General features: G+C 73.3%; 14 protein-coding genes. 6 read left to right on the plus strand and 8 right to left on the minus strand.

Features of this window, described 5'->3' with window-relative positions; all coding sequences use genetic code 11:
- Window positions 1-292: 292 nt before the first annotated feature.
- The 4 genes from HTV45_RS04915 to HTV45_RS04930 all read right to left on the minus strand — a co-directional run bounded on the left by HTV45_RS04915 (window position 293) and on the right by HTV45_RS04930 (window position 6,526).
- Window positions 293-1,552, minus strand: a complete 1,260-nt coding sequence (locus HTV45_RS04915) for a helix-turn-helix domain-containing protein (protein ID WP_215204336.1) — start codon at window positions 1,550-1,552, stop codon at window positions 293-295.
- 143 nt (window positions 1,553-1,695) lie between these two features.
- Window positions 1,696-4,830, minus strand: a complete 3,135-nt coding sequence (locus HTV45_RS04920; protein WP_251691249.1) for a LuxR family transcriptional regulator — start codon at window positions 4,828-4,830, stop codon at window positions 1,696-1,698.
- A gap of 194 nt (window positions 4,831-5,024) precedes the next feature.
- Complete coding sequence (locus HTV45_RS04925) at window positions 5,025-5,927, minus strand: alpha/beta hydrolase (protein ID WP_215204337.1); 903 nt, start codon at window positions 5,925-5,927, stop codon at window positions 5,025-5,027.
- Window positions 5,928-6,331: 404 nt separating this feature from the next.
- A complete protein-coding gene (locus HTV45_RS04930; protein WP_215204479.1) occupies window positions 6,332-6,526 on the minus strand; it encodes a hypothetical protein in 195 nt (64 codons plus the stop codon).
- A gap of 132 nt (window positions 6,527-6,658) precedes the next feature.
- Between HTV45_RS04930 and HTV45_RS04935 the strand changes: the two genes are divergently transcribed.
- On the plus strand, window positions 6,659-6,865 hold the full coding sequence (locus tag HTV45_RS04935) for a hypothetical protein (protein ID WP_215204338.1): 207 nt from the start codon (window positions 6,659-6,661) through the stop codon (window positions 6,863-6,865).
- A gap of 112 nt (window positions 6,866-6,977) precedes the next feature.
- Here HTV45_RS04935 and HTV45_RS04940 read toward each other — a convergent pair whose 3' ends face one another.
- Entirely contained in the window at window positions 6,978-8,660 is a 1,683-nt protein-coding gene (locus HTV45_RS04940; RefSeq protein WP_215204339.1) for a tetratricopeptide repeat protein, read from the minus strand.
- Between the two features lie 340 nt (window positions 8,661-9,000).
- Between HTV45_RS04940 and HTV45_RS04945 the strand changes: the two genes are divergently transcribed.
- Window positions 9,001-9,822 carry an SAM-dependent methyltransferase gene (locus HTV45_RS04945; RefSeq protein ID WP_215204340.1) on the plus strand — a complete coding sequence of 274 codons (822 nt, stop codon included), beginning with the start codon at window positions 9,001-9,003 and terminating at the stop codon, window positions 9,820-9,822.
- A 73-nt stretch (window positions 9,823-9,895) separates the two neighbouring features.
- Here HTV45_RS04945 and HTV45_RS04950 read toward each other — a convergent pair whose 3' ends face one another.
- Both HTV45_RS04950 and HTV45_RS04955 read right to left on the minus strand, forming a co-directional pair.
- Window positions 9,896-10,816, minus strand: a complete 921-nt coding sequence (locus HTV45_RS04950) for a helix-turn-helix transcriptional regulator (RefSeq protein ID WP_215204341.1) — start codon at window positions 10,814-10,816, stop codon at window positions 9,896-9,898.
- A 153-nt stretch (window positions 10,817-10,969) separates the two neighbouring features.
- Window positions 10,970-11,200, minus strand: a complete 231-nt coding sequence (locus HTV45_RS04955; RefSeq protein ID WP_215204342.1) for a DUF397 domain-containing protein — start codon at window positions 11,198-11,200, stop codon at window positions 10,970-10,972.
- A 241-nt stretch (window positions 11,201-11,441) separates the two neighbouring features.
- On the opposite strand from HTV45_RS04955, the gene HTV45_RS04960 reads away from it, so the two are divergent.
- From HTV45_RS04960 to HTV45_RS04975, 4 genes are all read left to right on the plus strand, one after another.
- A complete protein-coding gene (locus tag HTV45_RS04960; RefSeq protein WP_215204343.1) occupies window positions 11,442-11,933 on the plus strand; it encodes an ATP-binding protein in 492 nt (163 codons plus the stop codon).
- A gap of 29 nt (window positions 11,934-11,962) precedes the next feature.
- Window positions 11,963-12,508, plus strand: coding sequence for a hypothetical protein (locus HTV45_RS04965; protein WP_215204344.1), 546 nt, complete (start codon window positions 11,963-11,965; stop codon window positions 12,506-12,508).
- 224 nt (window positions 12,509-12,732) lie between these two features.
- Window positions 12,733-15,462, plus strand: coding sequence for a SpoIIE family protein phosphatase/ATP-binding protein (locus tag HTV45_RS04970; RefSeq protein WP_215204345.1), 2,730 nt, complete (start codon window positions 12,733-12,735; stop codon window positions 15,460-15,462).
- Between the two features lie 181 nt (window positions 15,463-15,643).
- The gene (locus tag HTV45_RS04975) at window positions 15,644-17,014 is read left to right on the plus strand and encodes an FAD-dependent oxidoreductase (RefSeq protein WP_215204346.1); all 1,371 of its coding nucleotides are present in this window, start codon (window positions 15,644-15,646) and stop codon (window positions 17,012-17,014) included.
- 394 nt (window positions 17,015-17,408) lie between these two features.
- Here HTV45_RS04975 and HTV45_RS04980 read toward each other — a convergent pair whose 3' ends face one another.
- A complete protein-coding gene (locus tag HTV45_RS04980; RefSeq protein ID WP_215204347.1) occupies window positions 17,409-19,808 on the minus strand; it encodes a glycoside hydrolase family 65 protein in 2,400 nt (799 codons plus the stop codon).
- Window positions 19,809-19,897: the final 89 nt, after the last annotated feature.

Raw genomic sequence — 19,897 nt, forward strand, 5'->3', positions numbered from 1 at the left:
CGGGTGCCCAGGCTCCGGCCGGAGGGCTGGTGGCGCCGGTGGGGACGGCTTCGGGACGCGGTCGTCTCCTGCGGTCGCGGGTGGCCGGCGGGGGCGGGTGCGGGTGCGGGCTTTGCCGCCGGGGGCAGGCGTGCGGCCGTGCGGTGTGTGTTCCGGCCGCACGGCGAGCCGCACACCGGCACGGGGCGTGCTCGGCCCGCACACCCGGGCCCGGGTGTGCGGGGCCGTGGGGCGCGGGACCGCGTAGCCGCGGGGAGTCCGGACGGGCCGCGTCGGACGCCGGCCGGGCGGGTCAGCGGTGGAGGATTCTGCGGGCGGTCAGGGCCAGGGTGACCTCGACCAGGTCGGAGGGGCGTGAGAGGGAACGGCCCGTCAGCTGCTCGTAGCGGCGCAGGCGGTTGAGGACGGTGTTGCGGTGGCAGTACAGCCGCCTGCTCGCCCGCTGGGCCGAGCCGTCGCAGGCCAGCCAGGTGGACAGCGTGTCCAGCAGGACCTCCGCGTCGGCGGGTTCGAGGTGGGCCAGCGGACCGAGGAGCCGGTCGGCCAGTGCCGCTGCGAGTTCCGGGCTGGACGCCACCAGTGCGGCCGGGAGGTGTTCGGTCAGCCGGACGGTACCGCCCGACTCGGGGCAGAGCGTCAGCGCGGTGTCCGCCAGACGCCGCGCGTCGCCCACGGCCGCCAGTCCGTCGACCGCGCTGCTGACGCCCACCCGTGCGCCGGGCGGCTGTTCCTCCTGCACGATCGTCTCCTCACCGTCCTCGACCCGCACGATGCCGTAGTCGGCGTCCGCACCGGTGTGCCAGTGCACGCGCACACCCGGGACGAGTGCCGCTTGGGCACCCGGACAACCGGCCACCCGGCCACCGGCGGCCACGACGACCACGTACCGCCCCTCCTCCGGCAGATCCAGCGCCTGCGCGGCCTCGGGCAGGTCGGCGATCCTGCTCGTGCCGTCCAGCAGAGCCGCGGCCAGCAGACGCACCCTGTTCTCCCGCCGCCACGCCAGCTGACGCTCGGTCTGCCGGTAGGCGTCCGCGACGAGCGTGCTGTGCTCGTCGACGAAGTTCCACACGTCGGACGCCACGTGCACCAGCAGCCGCACGTCCTCGGGCGCCGCCCGTGACGTCTCGTCGACCAGGCCCTGCCACACCAGGGAGCCGCCCAGCCGGAAGGCGTGCAGTACCGCGTCCAGCGGGAGCCCCTGTTCGGCGCGGGTGGCGCCGATCTTCCAGGAGCAGCGGCGCGCCCCGTCCCGGGCGCCCCTCGGGTCGAGCAGGGACGAGATGCTGTGCCGCAGAGACCGGTGCACCTCCTGCCAGGTCGCGGTGGCGTCGCTCTCCACCGCGGTCCGGTAGGCGGGCTCCTGCTCCAGCAGGACGGCGATCAGCCGGTCGGTGAGCTGCGGCAGGTCGTCCAGCAGGACGCGGGCGGCCCGGTGCAGCACCCGCAGCGCGTCGGCGTCGATCAGCGACCGCACACGCGGTGTCCGCGGGAGCGGAGCGGGCGTGGGTGCGGGGCGAAACAGGCTACGTGGCCGTACGGCGTGTTGCATCGCGCATCTCCCCCAGGGTCGGGCTTCCCGGCGGTGCCCGCGCGGCGGTCCCCGTACCGGCGCGAGGCCGGCCGGGGAGCCCGTGGACCGGCCGCCACCGGACTCGTCCTGCCCCGAAGGATGGCATACCGTCCGGTCGGTCCCTAGAGCCGTGCACCGGTCTTTTCCGGTTGTTCGACCAGTCGGACAAGCTCGACCCGGGAACGGACGCCGAGGGTGGCGAACACGTTCCGCAGGTGGTAGTCGACGGTGCGGGTGCTGACGGACAGGCGCAGGGCCACCTCCCGGTTGGTGGCGCCCTCGGCGACGCACCGTGCGATACGCAGTTGCTGCGGGGTCAGCCGGGACAGTTCCCCCGCCCCGGTGCCACCCGGGGCCGCGCCTCCCGCCCTCAGTTCGGCGGCGGTCTGCTGCGCCCACAGCCGCGCGCCGCACCGCTCGAAGCCCAGCAGCGCCTCGCCGAGGCGGGCCCGTGCCTCACGCAGCCGGCGTCTGCGCCGCAGCCACTTGCCGTAGAGGAGTTCCGTGCGGGCCCGTTCGAAGTCGCCGGCCGTCTGTTCGTGGCGTTCCAGGGCCCGCAGGTACAGTGCGCCGGCCGCCTCCGGGGCGGCCAGCAGCGCGCGGCAGCGCATCAGCTGGGCGGGGGCCTGGGGGTCGGCTCCGCAGGCGGCCCAGAGTGCGAAGTCCTCGACCACCGCCCGGGCCTGTTCGGGCCGGCCGGCGAGTGCGGCGGCCTCCACGAAGCAGGGTACGGCCAGCATCCACACCGCGAAGTGGCCGCGCCGTACGCCGGGGCGGACCAGCGGGCCGAGCCGGTCGGCGGCCTCGAGGGGACGGCCGGCGCCCAGGTCGGCGCGGGCCGCGGCCCATTGGGCGAGGGTGGCCGCCTGCGCCAGGCCGTGCCGGCGGGCGATGCGCAGGGAGGCCGCCGTATGTTCGCCGACGACTTCCTGCTCTCCCTCGATCGACGCGGCGAGCGCCAGTACGGCGTGGTGGTGGGCGGCCGTGTTCCGCTGCCCGGTCCGCGCGGCGGTGCGCAGACCCTCCTCGGCGTGGGTGCGGGCGAGCTGGTGGCGCCCGGCCCGCAGTTCGGCGTACGCGAGGTACTCGAGCGCTCTCGGTTCGAGGGCGGCGGAACCGAGGGTCCGGGCCGCCGCGAGCGCCCGTGCGCCGGCGCGGCGGGCGGCGGTCGTCTCCCCGAGCATGAGCGCGGCGGCGGCGGACCTCAGCAGCAGCTCGGGTTCGTCTCCGCTCAGCCCCTGCTCGACCACCCGCCGCAGAAGGACGGCCGCCTGGTCGAACCGTCCCAGCAGCACGGCCCGCATCCCGTCCCGGTGGTCGCGGAGCAGGCCCTCGCGGGAATGGGCCACGATCGCGCCGGCCCGCGCAGCACCGGCACCCGGAGCCCGCCGATCCCCGGGGGGTGCCACCACCACGCCCGGCGCACCGGCCGCCCCCCGGCCGGGAACGGGAAACGGCCAGAGGCCGTCGGCCGCCTCCGGGACGCCGGTGGCCGGCGCCGTCGCCCTCGCCGGGGAACCGGAGGTGTGCGCACCCACCACGCCGGACAGGCCGTCGGCCGCCGAAGCACCCACACCGGCACCCACGGCTTCCGGCCCGGCGGCCGGCGGGCCGGCGGCCGGGGTGGGCAGGGCGCCGGTCGCCGAAGAGGCCGGGGCGGGGGTCGCTGCGCCCGCAGCCGTGTCCGGCACACCGGCCGGCGGCGAACCCGCCAGGGGGCGCCGGGCCGCGGTGCCGGAGGGCGGGGTGGGCGTGCCCGCGGGCGTCGGCGGGCGAGGGGAGCAGGTGAGGGCCTCCAGGCAGGCCGCTGGATCGCCCGCCGACCAGGCCGCGTCCGCCGCGCCCAGGGTGGCCGTGGTGGCGGCCTCGCGGTCGGTGGCGGTGAGCAGGGCGGCGGCGAGCAGGAAGGACTCGCGGGCGTCGTCCACCGGGCCGTCGGCCAGGAGCACCGCGCCCCGCAGGAGTTCCGCCCCGCCGCGTGCCGACGGGGGTGCGGTACGGCTCCGGGCCGCGTCGAGCAGGCGCAGCGCCTCGGGCCAGTGGCCGGCGAGAACGGCCTGCTTCGCGGCGGCGGTGCGATGGTGGACCCGCTCCGTGTCGTCCGGGGTGAGAACGGCCGCCCGCGCAAGTGCCCTGCGGCGCAGGGCGGGTGGCAGGGCGGACGCCGGGTCCGCCGCCGCCCGGGCCAGCCGGGCCGCCAGTGCGGGGGCAGGGCCCGTGACGGTCCACGAGCGGTGCAGCAGCGCGAGCATGCCCTCGGGGTCCGTCATGGCCCCGGCCAGCGCGCGGTGTGCCGCGCGGCGTCGTTCCGGCGGGGCTCCGGCGTACACCGCCCGCCCCGCCAGCGCGCTGCGGAACCGCAGCCGGCCCCCGAACAGGAGCAGTACCTCGGGCAACGGCCCGGCAGCGGAGGCCCCGGCGGCCCGCAGAACCAGGTCCGCGTCGGCGTCCGGTTCTCCCGACGCCCGCAGCGCGGCGGCCGTCGTCAGCAGCAGTCCGGCCCGGTCCGGCGGTACGCCGGCGAGACATCCGCCGGCCAGCCCGGCCAGCACCTCGCCGTCGGCCAGCGGCCGGGGCAGTGCCCGGCCTCCGCCGAGCTCGGCGGGCGACAGCCGGTGGATCAGCGCCAGCAGCAGCGCGGGGTTGCCCTCCGCCGCGGTCACCAGTTCCTCGCGCACGGCGGGATGCACGGCGCCGTCCGTCGCGTCGTCGGCCAGCCGCGCCGCTTCCCCGGCAGTGAGCGGGCCGAGCCGCAGCACGGGCAGCGCCGCCAGCTCCCGGTCGACGGGCCGGTGGCCGGGGACGGTGAGGAGCAGCCCCGCCCGGATCCCCGCGGAGTGCGCCCGCCCGGCGGCGTGTCCCAGGGCGGCGCGCGCATCCGCGTCCCACAGGTGTGCGTCGTCCACGCACACCAGGAGGGGCCCGGCTCCGGCCGCCGCCCGCAGGGCCGCGAACAGTGCCTCCCCGATCGGGTCGTCCGCGTCCCCGGACATCGGCCCGGGCGCGGGCGGCGTGGCCACGGGCGCGCGGTGTCCGGCGGCCCGCAGCAGCGTGTGCAGGCCGCCGGGGCGTCGGACGTGCCACACCGGTCCGGCCCGGAAGGAGCGGGCGGCGTGCTCCAGGAACGTCGTGCGGCCGCAGCCGGGTTCACCGGTCACCACGCGGACACCGCCGTCGGTGCGGAGCGTGTCGAGGAGCTCGGAGATCGCCTGTCGCCGCAGGGGTGTCTGTCCGGTCATCTCCGCGACCTTACTCATGCGTAAGGTGTCCTGGAAGGAACGCGTCCGCACCTGGGTGAACGCTCAACTGCCCGCTCACCAGGGGGTCTTCCCACCTCATGGCGGAAGCGGAGTGTGCCGTCGCCCAAGGGTGCGGGTGCCCGGCGGTGCACCCGCACAACGCCGGTGGGCGGCCCGCGTCGTACGCGGACCGCCCTCGCGCGTGCGGGACCTCAGGAGGTGTGCGGGCAGTTGCCCCGGGCCTCCTCGATCGTCAGGCTCCGCTGCGGCAGCGGGCAGAGGAACTTCTCGTAGCGGGTGTCGTTGTCGATGAACCGCTTCAGCCAGGAGACGCTGTATTTCGCGATCGTCGTGTTCGACGAGTTCGGCGTGAAGTGGGAGGCGTTGTTCAGTTCCAGATAGGCCCGGTCCAGGGAGGACGGCAGCCCCGTGTAGATGGGCTCGGCGTGGCTGGAGACCGGGGCGATCGAGTCACCGTCGGCGCCGAAGATCAGGGTGGGGGTGCGCAACTCGCGCCAGGTCTTGTCGAGGTTCCACGGCGTCAGCGGAATGGCGGCCTGGAGCGAGGGCCGGTCCTTGGCTGCCTCGAGGCTTCCGCCGCCGCCCATCGAGTGGCCCATGACGCCGAGCCTGCTGCTGTCGATACGGCCCCGGACCGCGCTGCGCTGGGTGAGGTAGTCCAGCGCGTCGAGCAGTTGGTCGCCGCGGGAGGCGGGCTGGTCGAGGGTGGTGTTGGTGTCGATGGTGAACACCACGAAGCCCTGGGAGGCCAGGCGCGGGCCCAGCCAGGCGATGGAGGACTGGTAGGCGGTGAAGCCGGGCGAGACGGCGATCGCGCCGAAGGTGCCGTCGGAGGTGCTGGTCGGGTAGTAGATCGTGCCGCCGCCGAAGCCCGAGACGGCGAGCGAGGAGACGGAGATGTCCGACACGGCGTACGGGCCGCGCGGCGCTTCGATGCTCGATTCGGTCGGGGCCGGGCCTCGCTCGTAGGGGTTGTCCGCCGCGTGGGCGCCGGGTCCGCCGACGGTGCTCAGACCGATGACGGCGGCGAGAGCCGCGGTCAGTCCGGCGAACCGTCCGGTTCTGCGCCTGCTGGTGTGGGGGTGCTGCTGCACGACGAGTGGTCCTCTCTGTCGCGGCGGACCGCCCGGCCGGCCGGTGGCACGGGTTGGGGGATGTGCGTCGGGGCCGTGCCAGGGCCGGGGGCGCCGCCGATTGGCTGGCGGTGCCACTGTCGGAGAGGAGAGGGCCGGTACGGACCGGCAATCTCACCGGTCTCGTGCGCCCGCGCCGGCCGCGGACGCGCGAGCGGGCCCTACACGCGGCGTGAGCCGTACGCGGGCAGAAGTGGCCGCGGTCACGGCATGCGGGGAGGAAGCGGGGGTACACGGACAGGCGCGGTCACCGTCGGAGTCGGCGCCGACGGTGACCGCTGTGTGCAAGCACTGTGTGCGACCGCTGTACGCGGCGGAGGACGCGGGCCCCGCTCAGCGGCGCCCGTTGGTGTGCGGCGGTCCGGTCACGCCGCGTCGTAGAGGTGGGCCCGGCCGCCGGCCCACCTGACCCACGCCGGGTCGTCCAGCAGCCGTTCCGCCTCCGGCAGACCCGCGCGCCGCAGGAACTCCACCACGTCCCGGTCGGAGCCCGCGAGGCCGACGATCTCACCGCGCACCGTCACCCGGCGTCCGCCCGAGCCGAGCGGCGGGTGTACCACGATGGGCGCCTTCTTCACTTCTCCAGCATCCGGCGGCGGCGTCCGGTATGCATCCCGGCCCGGCATGTCACCCGACTGGCCCGCCGGACGAGCCGTCCCCGCGATCGCCGTGCTGGTATGGAAGCGGCCTCCATGCCTACCCGGAGGGAGCTGGGAATGCACGAGATGTGGTGCGGTGCAGACACTTCGGGGGAGCCGGTGTGGCACGTCCTGACACCGGACAAGTCCTCGACGCTGTGCGGAGTGGACAAGGAGGAGGAGTCGCCGCGCCGTCTCACGACGGACCGGCACTGCTTCTCCTGCATGCAGTCGTTCCAGGCCGTCGTGGCGTCCCGCTGAGTGCCACGACGGACCGGTCCGTCCGGCGTCCCGCGCCGGCCGGACCGGTCCACCCCGTTCCCTTCACCTGATCTTTCCGGCCCCCGGTTCTCCCGCGGTCCCGGCGTCCGGCTCAGTGACAGGGGTGCTCGTCGCCGGAGGCCGCCGGCCGGGTCTCGAGACGGCAGAAGCAGGATGCGTCGATGGGGACGTCCGCCAGCGCGGCCGCCTGCTGGAGCTGTCGGGCGATGATCGCGGCCTCGCCGGTCCTGCCGGTGCGCAGCAGGCACTCGTGGAAGCCGTGCAGAGCCCAGACGTTGTTCGGATGCTGCAGGGGCCTCGGCAGCGTGGCGTCCAGCCCGAGGTCCGCGCGGTAGACCGCCTCGGCCTCGGCGACTCGGCCCTGCTCCAGAAGCAGCGCCCCGTAGGCGTGCCGGGTGGGCTGCATCCAGCCCCAGGGCTCGTCGTAGGGCAGGTTGTCGTCCAGTTCCACGGACCGCTCCAGCGCGGCGAAGGCGAGATCGTACTCGCCCTTGCGGTAGGCGAGTTCACCGTCGAGCATCGCCGACGCGACGGCGAGGATGTCGTGGCAGGTGTTGTTGAAGAGCATCCGGGAGGCGGGGACACGGTCGGCGGCCGCGCGGAACAGCTCGCGTTCGGTCTCGGCCCGGTCGGTGGCGCCGGTGGCGGACAGGGCGACACCCCGCGCGTAGTGCAGCATGGCGGTGGTCACGCGGTACAGGTCCGGGTCCTCGGGAAGGCTCAGCGCCAGGATGTCGTCCCACCGGCCGAAGCGGATCAGGACATGGACGCGCATCGCCGCGAACGCCTCCAGCCAGTCGGCCATGGGCGGGCTCTGCACCCGGAGCAGCTTCTCCGGGATGGCGTCCTCGAGCCGCGCGGCGGCGTCCAGCGCCACCTGTGACTGACCGGCGAACATCGCGCCGTAGATCCGGAAGTGGTGGTTGTGGGCGCGGTAGAGGGTGTAGAAGTTCATGGCGCCGGCCCGCCGGACGTACTTCTCGTCGGCCTCGATGGCGAGGGTGTTGTCCGAGACGACCCGGCGGTAGTCGCCGCACAGCACTTCCAGGTGTGAGGGCATGTGGAGCAGGTGCCCCGCGTCGGGTACGGCGCCGCGCAGCCGGTCGGCGACGGTGAGGGCCGCCTCCGGGGTGGGGGACATCTCCATCAGGTGGATGTACAGGTGGAGGACGCCGGGGTGCCGGGCGCCCGCCCCGGTGGCGAGCGCGCCCTCGAGCACGGCCTTGGCCTCCAGGGTGCGGGCACCGTCGGCGGGACGGCCGGTCCGCAGGTCCCACAGCCGCCAGGGAGTGAGGTTCATCAGGGCGTCGGCACAGAGCGTGGCCACGTCGAGGTCACCGGGGGCGCTCTCGTACACGGCGAGCATCCGGTCCGCGTACGGCTCGTTCCACACCGAGCAGTCGTCCGTGGCCCGCTCCTGGGGGTAGCGGGCGCGCAGGGCTTCGACGAGGGCCTGTTCGACAGGGGTGGCGGCTTCCGCCTTCCCGTGCGCCCGCTCCACCGCCCGGTGGGTGCGCTCGACGGTGCGGGCGAGTTCGTCGCCTTCGAAGGCTTCCCAGGGTTTGTTGTAGTTGGGGCCGAGGGCGTAGGCGATGCCCCAGTAAGCCATGGCGCAGTCCGGATCGGCTTCGGCGGCCTTCTCGAAGCAGGCGACGGCCTCCTCGTGGTTGAAGGCGTAGGTCCACATCAGCCCGCGGTCGAACCAGAGCTGGGCCGTGGCAGAGGACGTGGTCACGGGCCGGCGGTAGGGGCCAAGGTCGTAGTAGTCGTCCATGGATGCCTGCCTCCCGGACAGCGGGTGGGCCGGCACCGGTGCGCCGGCGATGTCCCGAAGGGGGACGAAATCGACGATAGCCGGGGGCGAGTACCCACGCAGGCGTCGGCGCGGATCCGGTCCCGGGGGGGGCGTCGTCCGGGCCGGCCGCACCCGGGGAGGACCGCCCAAGCATCACTCACCGTGCCACCATGAACACTTTCGGCAGTCGCGCGGCGGGCCGGTCACATCATTCCTGCGAGGGCTTTCACCGACGGGCTGGCACGGGCCGTACGGCGCTCCCTAGGATGTATCTCCAGTCCAGTCAGCCCAGTTGGCGCGGTACTCCGCAGGGGGAACGATGCACACCGGTAAGCAGTTGTCCACCGAGATCGACGCGACCGTGCCGACAGCCGCACGTATGTACGACTACTATCTCGGCGGCAAGGACAACTACGCCGCGGACCGCGCGGCCACCGAGGAACTCGACAAGGTGGTCCCCAGCACCCGGCGGCTGGCGCTGAACAACCGCCGCTTCCTCCAGCGGGTGGTGCGCACCCTCACTCAGGAGTACGGCATCCGGCAGTACGTGGACCACGGCTCCGGCCTGCCCACCCAGGAGAACGTCCATCAGGTCGCCCAGCGCATCGACCCGACCACCCACGTGGTGTACGCCGACAACGACCCGATGGTGCTGGTGCACGGCCGGGCCCTGCTGGAGCAGGACGAGCGCACCGTGGTCATCCAGGCCGACATGCGCGACACCGACGCGATATTCGGCCATCCGGAGACCCAGCGGCTGATCGACTTCTCCGAGCCGGTCTGCGTGCTGTTCAACTCGGTCTTCCACTGCATCCCGGACAGCGACACCGATGGCCCCCTCGCCGTGGCCCGCCGGGTGCGTGAACGGCTGGCTCCCGGCAGCTTCATGGTGATGTGCCAGCTGGTCAGCGAGGACGCGGAGGTCCGGAAGTTCGTCACCGACTTCATGGACCAGGCGACCCAGGGACACTGGGGCCGGGTACGCGAGCCGAAGGACGCCGAAGGCTGCTTCGAGGGTCTGGAGATCCTGGAGCCGGGTCTGGTGGAGGTGTCCACCTGGCGTCCGGACACGGAGGTGGCGCCGCGTCAGCTCACCGACGAGTGGATCGAGTTCGGCGGCGTGGGCCGGCTCCCGCGATGACCCCGGACGACGCGGCGCCCCTCGCCGGTCCGCTGAGCGGACCGGCGAGGGGCGCCGGCGTTCCGGACGTCCGTCACACGGCGGCGTAACGCTCCTTGATCGTCCTGTGCAGGAGCTCCACGGAATCACGCGGCTTGAGGGCCTCGTCGGCGAGGCGGTCCATTGCGATCCGGTACTCCTCCGTCTCGTCGAGGTCCTCGAGGAAGTTGGCGCTCCTTATGTGCTCCAGATAGACCACGTCGGGCAGGTCGAGCCCGCCGAAGCGCAGGTAGGTCACCGGGATCGCGGGAGCGGACGCGTTGGTCACGGCCAGCGGCACGATCTGCACCGTCACATTGGAGCGCTCGGACATCGCCGCCAGGTGCTCGAGCTGTTCCCGCATCACGGCGGTGCTGCCCAGCACGCGCAGCAGGACCGACTCGTCGATGACGGCCCACAGTTGCGGCGCGTCCTCGCGCCGCAGGAGCTCGGCGCGCCGCATCCGCAGTTCGACCCGGCGCTGCACTTCGCCCGCCTGGGCGTTCGGCAGACCCCGCTCGACCACGGCACGCGTGTACGCGGCGGTCTGCAGCAGTCCGGGGACGTACTGGATCTCGAAGGTGCGGATGGTGGCGGCCGCCTCCTGGAGTCCGACGAGACGGTCGAACCACTCGGGCATCAGCCGCTTGTCGTACCGCTGCCACCAGCCCGGCTCTCCGGCCCGCTGGAGCAGTTTGAGCAGCACCGAGGCTTCGTAGTCGTCGGTGCCGTACCGCTTCAGCAGGGCGCGGACGTCGCTCTCGGTGGGCGGACGGCGGCCCTTGCCGGACTCGATACGGGACAGCTTCGCCCCGCTGAAGCCGACGGATCGCGCCGCCTGGTCCTGGGACAGTCCGGCGTCCTCGCGGAAGCCTGTCAGCTGCACGCCGACCAGCATCTTCAGCAGGGTCGGCGCGGGCTCGGGCCTGTCCAGATAAGGTTCCAGACGGGAGATTCGATGCGACGCGGCGGACATCCTGACTCCCAGCAGACCGGCACAAGGGCGATTCACACTATCGCATCTGACAGTGGCTCAGCGCATCCGCGCGGGGAAGCCGCGCGGAAGTGGGTGACCCCGCTCCGTTTCACCGGCGCCGTCCGGGCGACCGGCGCCGGCTTCCCGGAGCGTTCAGACCAGATGGTCGAACTCGCCGTCCTTCGCGCCGGCCAGGAAGGCCGCCAGTTCCGCGGCCGTGTAGACGAGGGCAGGGCCGTCGGGGTCGCGTGAGTTGCGCATCGCGACGTCTCCCCCGGCCAGCGGGGCCACCTCGACACAGTTGCCCTCGGCGTTGCTGCGCCGGCTCTTGATCCAGCGGGCGTCCAGCTGACTGGCCCGCACTCCGTTCCGCACTCCAGGCACCGCTGTCTCCTTGCTGTTCACGTTCCACCGCGCACGGCTTCCCTCGCGCATGGCGAAAAAATGTCGCGCAATTTCTCGTGCAATTGCACGCGAGCGCTGTCAGCGTGGATAATAGCCGCGGCGTCAACCCCACTGCCGACGCCCCGTCCTGACGACGCATCGAGGAGATGCCGTGTCCTCACCTGCTCTTCCTGTGCTCCGGCCGCCGGCCGTGGCGGTGGTACCGGCGGGTGGCCCCGGCATGGCCCCCGCCTTCGCCCACACCCCTCTCCCGGCGGCACCGTACGGAGAACCGCTCCCGGCACCGGAGACGGTCCGCGCGGTGTCCGCCTCCGCGGCGCTGCGCATCGGGTGCGACCGGGAGGGCCTCGCCCGGGCGCGGTCCTTCACCCGGGACACCCTCGGCGCCTGGTCGCTCGGCCACCGCTGCGACGACGCCACCCTGGTGATGGCCGAGCTCGCCGTGAACGCCGTGACCCATGCGGCACCGCGCTGCCCGGGTGTGCCGGACGTCCGGCTCGGGTTCCGGCTGGAACCGGCGCACCTGCTGCTCACCGTCTCCGACCCCGATGACCACCCGCCCGTCCACGCACCCGGTGCCGGCTCCGGCCTCGAGGAGCACGGCCGGGGGCTGCACATCGTCGACGCCCTGTCCGAGGCGTGGGGCTGGACCCCCACCGACCCGGCCGGCAAGACGGTGTGGGCCCGGTTGTCGACCCACCCGCCCACCTGACACGACTGCCGCGGAAAGGCACCCACGCCATGCGCAGCGCTTCGACACAGCAGCCGGGCAGCGAGCGCCCTGTGCGCCACAGGCCCCCCACCGGAGTGGCACGGACCGCGCCCCTCGCGGCGCTGTCCCGCGTGCCATGGGCCGAGATGCAGGACTCCACCGGATCGGCGGCCGCCATCCCCCTGCTGCTCAACGGCATCGCCTGGGGCGACGCCGGTACGGCCCTGGCCGCCCTGGAGGATCTGCGCAAACGGATCTGCCAGTACGGGTTCGTCACGGAACAGGCGACCGCGGCCGCGGTCCCCTTTCTCTGGGAGCTGGCCCAGCTGCCGCACGTCACCTGCCGGGCCCGGATCATCGGGTTGCTCAAGGCCATCGCGGACGCCCGGCAGTGGGAGGACACCGCCGCCGCGTATCCCAAGCTGCTCAACCACCGTGAGAACCCGGTGGTGTGGGAGCGGGCAGCCCGGAAGGCGGTGCGCGCCCGGCGCGGCGAGCTGAACCACCTGCTCACCGAGCCCGACACCGACATCGCCCGGGCCAGCACGGAACTGGCGCGGGCCCTGGCCGACTGAGCAGCCGGACCGCCGGGGAACCGGCTCACGAAACCACGGGCCGCTCCGTCGGGGTGGCCCGGCCGAGAACGCGCGCGACCTTCGGGGGACGAGTCGCGCGCAGGGGGAGGGTCGCGCGCGGCCGAGGAGGGGGAAGGCTGCGCGCGACCCGGGGGACGTCGGCGACCCGCCGGTCGGGTGGGGCGCCCCTCGCCTCGGATGGCGCGGCGGTGTAGACATGGCACATGGTCCGACTCATGGGTCGATCCCGGCCCCGGGCGCCCTTGCGGCCCGCCGCGGCGTCGGCCTGGCGGCGCCGGCGGCGAGGCGGCCGCTCTCGTCCGGCGTCGGGGCTGCGGTCGGCGCTGGGAGGCCGCAGCGTCGCCGGACAGGTGTTCGTGCTGCACCTGGTGATCGTGCTGCTGCTGGTCGTGGCCGCCGTCGTGGCACTGGTGCTCCAGGTGCAGCGGGACAGCACACAGGAGGCCCGCAACCGCTCGCTCGCCGTCGCGGAGACCTTCGCCAGCGCGCCGGGCCTCGTCGAGGCGCTGGACTCCCCCGACCCCACGGCCCTGCTCCAGCCGCGCGCCGAGGCGGCCCGCGAGCTGGCGAAGGTCGACTTCATCGTCGTCATGAACACCGACGGCATCCGCTTCACACATCCCAGGACGGACCGCATCGGCAGGCGGTTCGTCGGCACCATCGAGCCCGCGCTGGCCGGGGAGCCGGTCGTGGAGGAGGTCCAGGGCACCATCGGCGAGCTGGTGCAGGCGGTGGTGCCGGTCGAGGACGACGACGGCACGGTGGTGGGCCTGGTGTCGGCGGGCATCACGACCGAGAACGTGGGCGGGGCCGCGGAGGACCAGCTGCCGCTCGTGCTGGGCGCGGCGTTCGCCGCGCTGGCCCTGGCCGTCGGGGGCGCGGCCCTGGTGAGCAGACGGCTGCTGCGGCAGACCCATGGACTGGGCCCGCACGAGATGACCCGGATGTACGAACACCACGACGCGGTGCTGCACGCGGTGCGGGAAGGGGTGATCATCGTCGGCGGCGACGGCACCCTGACGCTCGCCAACGACGAGGCGCACCGGCTGTTCAGCCTGCCCGACGACGCCGAGGGCCGGCATGTCATGGACATCGGGCTGCATCCCGGTACCGCGGAGCTGCTGGCCTCGGGGCGGGTGGCCACCGACGAGGTGCACCGGGTGGGCGGCCGGCTGCTGGCGCTCAACCAGCGGCCCACCGACCGCGCGGGCGGCCCGCGGGGCAGTGTCGCCACCGTCCGCGACTCCACCGAGCTGCGTGCCCTTTCCGGCCGGGCCGAGACGTCGCGCGAGCGGCTCAACATGCTCTACGACGCGGGGGTGGGCATCGGGACGAGCCTGGACGTCACCCGCACGGCCGAGGAACTCACCGAGCTCGCCGTGCCCCGGTTCGCCGACTTCGTCACCGTGGACCTGTTCGAGTCGGTGCTGGCGGGCGGACACCCGGACGCGACCGCCGCGCTGCGCCGTACGGCGAGGACGGGGATCACCGAGGACGCCCCGCTCTACCCCAGGGGCGAGAAGATCCGCTTCGTGGCCTCGTCCCCGCAGGGCCAGAGCCTCGCCACCGGCCGCCCGGTCCTCGAGCCCCGGCTGGGTGAGGCGCCGGGCTGGCAGGCGCAGGACGTCGATCGCTCCGGACAGGTGATCGAGTACGGCATCCACTCGCTGATCACGGTGCCGCTGCGGGCCGGGTCCCTGATGCTGGGGGTGGTCAGCTTCTGGCGTTCGGGGAAGCCGGAGCCGTTCGACGCCGATGAACTGGCCCTGGCGGAGGAACTGGTCACCCGGGCCGCGGTCTCCATCGACAACGCCCGCCGCTACACCCGTGAGCACAGCATGGCGGTGACACTCCAGCAGAGTCTGCTGCCGCGCACGCTGCCCGCGCAGAGCGCCCTGGAGATCGCCTACCGCTATCTTCCGGCGCAGGCCGGGGTGGGCGGGGACTGGTTCGACGTGCTGCCGCTGTCCGGCGCGCGGGTCGCGCTGGTGGTCGGCGACGTCGTCGGGCACGGTCTGCACGCGGCAGCCACCATGGGGCGGCTGCGCACGGCGGTGCACAACTTCTCCGCGCTGGACCTTCCGCCCGACGAACTCCTCGGCCTGCTCGACGAGCTGGTCGGCCGCATCGACCAGGACGAGGCACAGGACGATCAGGTGGCCCCGGTGACGGGAGCGACGTGTCTGTACGCCGTGTACGACCCGGTCTCGCTGCGCTGCACCGTCGCCCGCGCGGGCCATCCGCCGCCGGCCGTGGTCCGGCCGGACGGCGGCGTGGAGTTCGCGGAGGTGCCCGCCGGTCCTCCGCTGGGGCTCGGCGGTCTGCCGTTCGAGTCGGCCGAGCTGGAACTGCCGGAGGGAAGCCGGCTGGTCCTCTACACCGACGGTCTGGTGGAGGACCGGGCGCACGACATCGACGTCGGCCTGGAGCAGCTGAGGGAGGCGCTGCGCCGGGCCGGGAACTCCCCCGAGGACACCTGCAGGGTCGTACTGGAGTCCCGGCGGCCGGTGCGGTCCGGCGACGACATCGCCCTGCTCGTGGCCCGGACCCGGGCGCTGACCGCCGACCGGATCGCCGAGTGGCCGGTGCCGCCGGATCCGGCGGCCGTCGGTGAGGTGCGGGCCGCGGTCAGCCGCAAGCTGGCCGAGTGGGGGCTGGAGGAGCTGACGTTCGGCACGGAGCTGATCCTGAGCGAGCTGGTCACCAACGCGCTCCGCTACGGAGGCACCCCGATCCAGGTGCGGATGCTGCGCGACCGCAATCTGATCTGTGAGGTCTACGACAGCAGCAGCACCTCGCCCCATCTGCGGTACGCGACCATGACCGACGAGGGCGGGCGGGGACTGTTCCTGGTCGCCCAGCTCGCCGAACGCTGGGGCACCCGCTATCTGCCCGCCGGCAAGGTGATCTGGGCGGAGCAGTCGATCCCCTGAGGCCGGCGGAGCCGGACGTACGGGGAGCGGGGCCGTGAAGGGGTGGGGTCATAAGAAGCCCTGGGGGGCCGGCCATAAAGAAGGCTTATGGGCTCATAGACCGGACCCGCGTACCAGGTAAGGCATGCCTTAACTTAGGCTTCCCACGAGACGCCTGTCATCGCTCGAAGGGAACCTGACCATGCCCCGCCCCCTGCGGGTAGCCATCGTCGGATCCGGCCCCGCCGGGATCTACGCCGCCGACGCCCTGCTCAAGTCCGAGGTGGCCGCCGAACCGGGCGTGTCCATCGACATCTTCGAGCGGATGCCCGCACCGTTCGGACTGATCCGGTACGGCGTCGCCCCCGACCACCCGCGGATCAAGGGCATCATCACCGCCCTGCACCAGGTGCTCGACAAGCCGCAGATCCGTCTGTTCGGCAATGTGGACTACGGCACCGACCTGCACCTCGACGATCTGCGCATGTTCTACGACGGCGTGATCTTCGCCACCGGCGCGACCGCCGACCGCGCGCTGTCGGTCCCGGGCCTCGGCCTCGACGGGTCCTACGGCGCCGCGGACTTCGTGTCCTGGTACGACGGCCACCCGGACGTCTCCCGCACCTGGCCCCTGGGGGCCGAGAAGGTCGCCGTGCTCGGTGTCGGCAACGTCGCCCTCGACGTGGCCCGGATCCTCGCCAAGACGGCCGATGAGCTGCTGCCCACCGAGATCCCGCCGAACGTGTACGAGGGCCTGAAGCAGAACAGGGCCCTGGAGGTGCACGTGTTCGGGCGCCGTGGCCCGGCGCAGGCGAAGTTCAGCCCGATGGAGCTGCGGGAGCTGGACCACTCCCCCAACATCGAGGTGATCGTCGACCCCGAGGACATCGACTACGACGAGGGTTCGATCGCGACCCGGCGCGGCAACAAGCAGGCCGACATGGTCGCCAAGACCCTGGAGAACTGGGCGATCCGCGACACCGGCGACCGTCCGCACAGGCTGTTCCTGCACTTCTTCGAGTCCCCGGTGGAGATCCTCGGTGAGGACGGCAAGGTCGTGGGCCTGCGTACCGAGCGCACCGAGCTGGACGGCACCGGCAACGTCAAGGGCACCGGCGAGTTCAAGGAGTGGGACGTCCAGGCGGTCTACCGGGCCGTCGGCTACCTCTCCGACAAACTCCCCAAGCTGCCCTGGGACATCGACTCCGGCACGGTCCCGGACCAGGGCGGCCGGGTCGTCCAGGACACCGGCGAACACCTGCCCTCGACGTACGTCACCGGCTGGATCCGTCGCGGTCCGGTGGGCCTCATCGGACACACCAAGGGCGACGCCAACGAGACCGTGGCGAACCTGCTGGAGGACTACGCGGACGGGCGGCTGCTGACGCCCGGTTCGCCGGCCCCGGAGGCGGTGGACGCGTTCCTCGCCGAGCGCGGTGTCCGTTTCACCACGTGGGACGGCTGGTATCGCCTGGACGCCGCGGAGAAGGCACTGGGCGAGCCCGAGGGCCGCGCCCGGGTGAAGATCGTCGAGCGCGAGGACATGCTGCGCGCGAGCGGCGCCCAGGCCTGACCGGCGGGACGTGCCGGACGTGCCGGGCCCGCCCCTCGGGAGGGGGGAGCCCGGTACGTCCGGCCCCCCTCCTCCGTCCCGGGCGGCACTCCCGCCGGGACGGAGGACTCGTCGCACCCGGCGCTCCGGCCATGAGCGGGATCTCCGCCCCGCGCCTCCGGCACGGCCCGCCGGCCGCCACCCCGGGCGGCTGCCGGGCCGTCGCCCCCGCCACCCGAGAACCCGGGCGGAACCCCCGGGGCGGGGGACGCGTCGCACCCGGCCGGCGGCCGTCCGTTCCGGGTCCCGGCGGCCTTCCGTTCCGGGTCCCGGCGGCCTTCCGTTCCGGGTCCCGGCGGACGTTCGGTGCGGGTCGGTCCGTGTTCGGTGCGGGTCAGTCCGTGTTCGGTGCGGGTCAGTCCGGGAGGGCCGGCCGGCTGGTCTCGCCCGGCTCGACACGGACCATGCGGCCGTCCGGAAGGTGCACCTCGACCGGGGAGCGGCCGGACGGGGGCACGGTAATCTCCAGGAGACCTCGTTCCAGCCGCAGCCGTACGCCCCAGTGACCGTGATAGCGCAGGGCGAAGCCGTAGGAGGACAGCTCCGGCAGGGGGACCGGATCGAGCCACAGGGCACCGCGGCGCGTCTCCAGACCGGTCAGTCCGCGCTGGACCAGATCCAGCGTGCCGGCCATGGCGCCGAGGTGGATGCCCTCGCCGGTGGTGCCGCCCTGGATGTCGGCGATGTCCGCCCGAAGTGCCTCCTGGCAGAACTTCCAGGCGTCCGCGCGGCGCGCCCGGGCCAGGACCCAGCCGTGGACCAGGCCGCTGAGGGTGGAACCGTGACTGGTGCGGTGCAGATAGTGGTCCACGGTGCGCCGCCAGGTCCGTTCGTCCAGGCTCAGGCCCAGCCGGTGGAAGATGCCCTGGAGTTCGGCGGGCGAGAAGAGGTAGCCCATCATCAGGACGTCCGCCTGCTTGGAGGCCTGGTAGCGGTTGACGCTGTCGCCCTCGGCCTCCAGGATCCGGTCGAGGCGCCGGATGTCGCCGTACCGGCGCCGGTAGCCCCGCCAGTCGAGCTCGGCGAGCTCCCCGTAGCCCTCGAACTGACTGATGACCCCGTTGTGGAAGGGGACATGGAGCTTACGGGAGATCTCCTCCCACTCCTCGAGCTCGCCCGCGTCCAGTCCGGTGCGTTCGGCGAGTTCCCGGCGCCTCGGTTCGGGCAGGCCGTGCAGCACCTCCAGGGTCCGCGTGAGGACCCAGGCGGCAGTGACGTTGGTGTACGCGTTGTCGTCGAGGCCCGGCCCGTCGGCGTCCGGGTAGGCGTCGTGATACTCGTCGGGACCGACGACGCCCTTGACGCGGTACCGCCCCAGGCCCTCGTCGAAGCCGGCCGAGTCCGCCCAGAAGCGGGAGATCTGCAGCAGCATCTCGGCGCCCTTGGTGTGCAGGAACTCCTCGTCGCCCCTGGCCTCGCAGTACTGCCACACGTTGTAGGCGACGGCCGATCCCACATGGTGCTGGAGGTGGGAGTGGTCGGGCAGCCAGCGCCCGGAGCGGGGATTGAGATGCAGTCGCTGCGTCTCCTCCCGCCCGTCGCTGCCGCTCTGCCACGGGTACATCGCGCCCCTGCGGCCCGCGTCCCGCGCTGCGGTCCGGGCGCGCTCCAGGCGCCGGTGACGGTAGTGCAGCAGCGCCCGCGAGACCTCCGGGAGGTGCAGATTGAGGTACGGCAGGACGAACAGCTCGTCCCAGAAGACATGCCCCCGGTAGGCCTCGCCGTGCAGTCCCCTGGCCGGTACCCCGACGTCCAGGTCCGCGGTGTGCGGGGAGAGGGTCTGCAGGACGTGGAAGAGGTGCAGCCGCAGAATGCGCCCCGCCTCGCCGGCCACATCGAGCTCGGTCCGGCGCCACAGCTGCTCCCAGGCCGTCAGATGGGGCGCCAGCAGCTCGTCGAAGCCGTCCGCCCGGCTCACCCGGTCGACAGCGGCGTGCAGCGGGTCGCTGATCGCGGCGTCCCGGGAGGTGTGCAGGGCGACGGTCTTGTCCACGGTGACGGCGCGCCCGTCGGTCAGGTCCAGCAGGGTCGTCTGGACGGCACGCGGGCGGTCGTGCCGGACGGTGACGGGCGCCGGCGAGGTGAACCGGGCGGCGAGGGCGATCCGGATGTCCGAGGTGCGGGTGCGGCAGCCGAGCCACACCGTGTCCGCGGCGGACGTGCCGGTGAGCACACCGGTGAGATGGGGGCCGTCCAGATCCCGGTACCGGGGCACCCCGGCGTTGGTGACGCCCCCGTCGAGCGCCGCCTCGGTCTCGAGCGTGCCGGAGAATCCCTCGGCGGTGAAATCGGTGCGCAGCCCCGCCAGATGGGGGTCGGCCATGTGCACGAAGCGGAGCTGGCGCACGAGCAGCGCCCGCCCCGCGCCGATGTCGTAGCGCGTCCGGCGCTCCATCAGCCCGGAGGACAGGTGCAGCGTCACCACGTGGTCGAGCACGTCCGCCGTGTCGGGGGTCAGCCAGGACTCCCCGGGCAGGCGGAAGCGGAGCGGGAGCCAGTTGGGCAGGTTGACCATGTCTTCGTTGTCGACGTTCTCGGCGTTCTCGGCGTTCTCGGCCCGCCCTCCGACGACCTGGGAGGTGAGCCGGTTGTAGACGCCGGCCGCGTACGTCCCCGGGTAGTGCACCTCGCCGGCGGAGCACTCCGCCAGCGCCCCCCGGGTGGCGAAGTATCCGTTGCCCAGCGTGCACAGGGACTCCCGCAGGCGCGCACCCGCGGGGTCGTAGCCCTCGTACTCCCAGGTCCAGTCCGTCACTCGACGCTCCTCCCGCCGACGGCGGTCCCGGCTCCTCGGACGTCCGTACGAATATGGCGGGCGCCGTACCGCGCGGCGTCCGGCCCGGG

The sequence above is a fragment of the Streptomyces sp. CHD11 genome (assembly GCF_018638295.1).
In the GTDB taxonomy this organism is placed as follows: Bacteria; Actinomycetota; Actinomycetes; order Streptomycetales; family Streptomycetaceae; genus Streptomyces.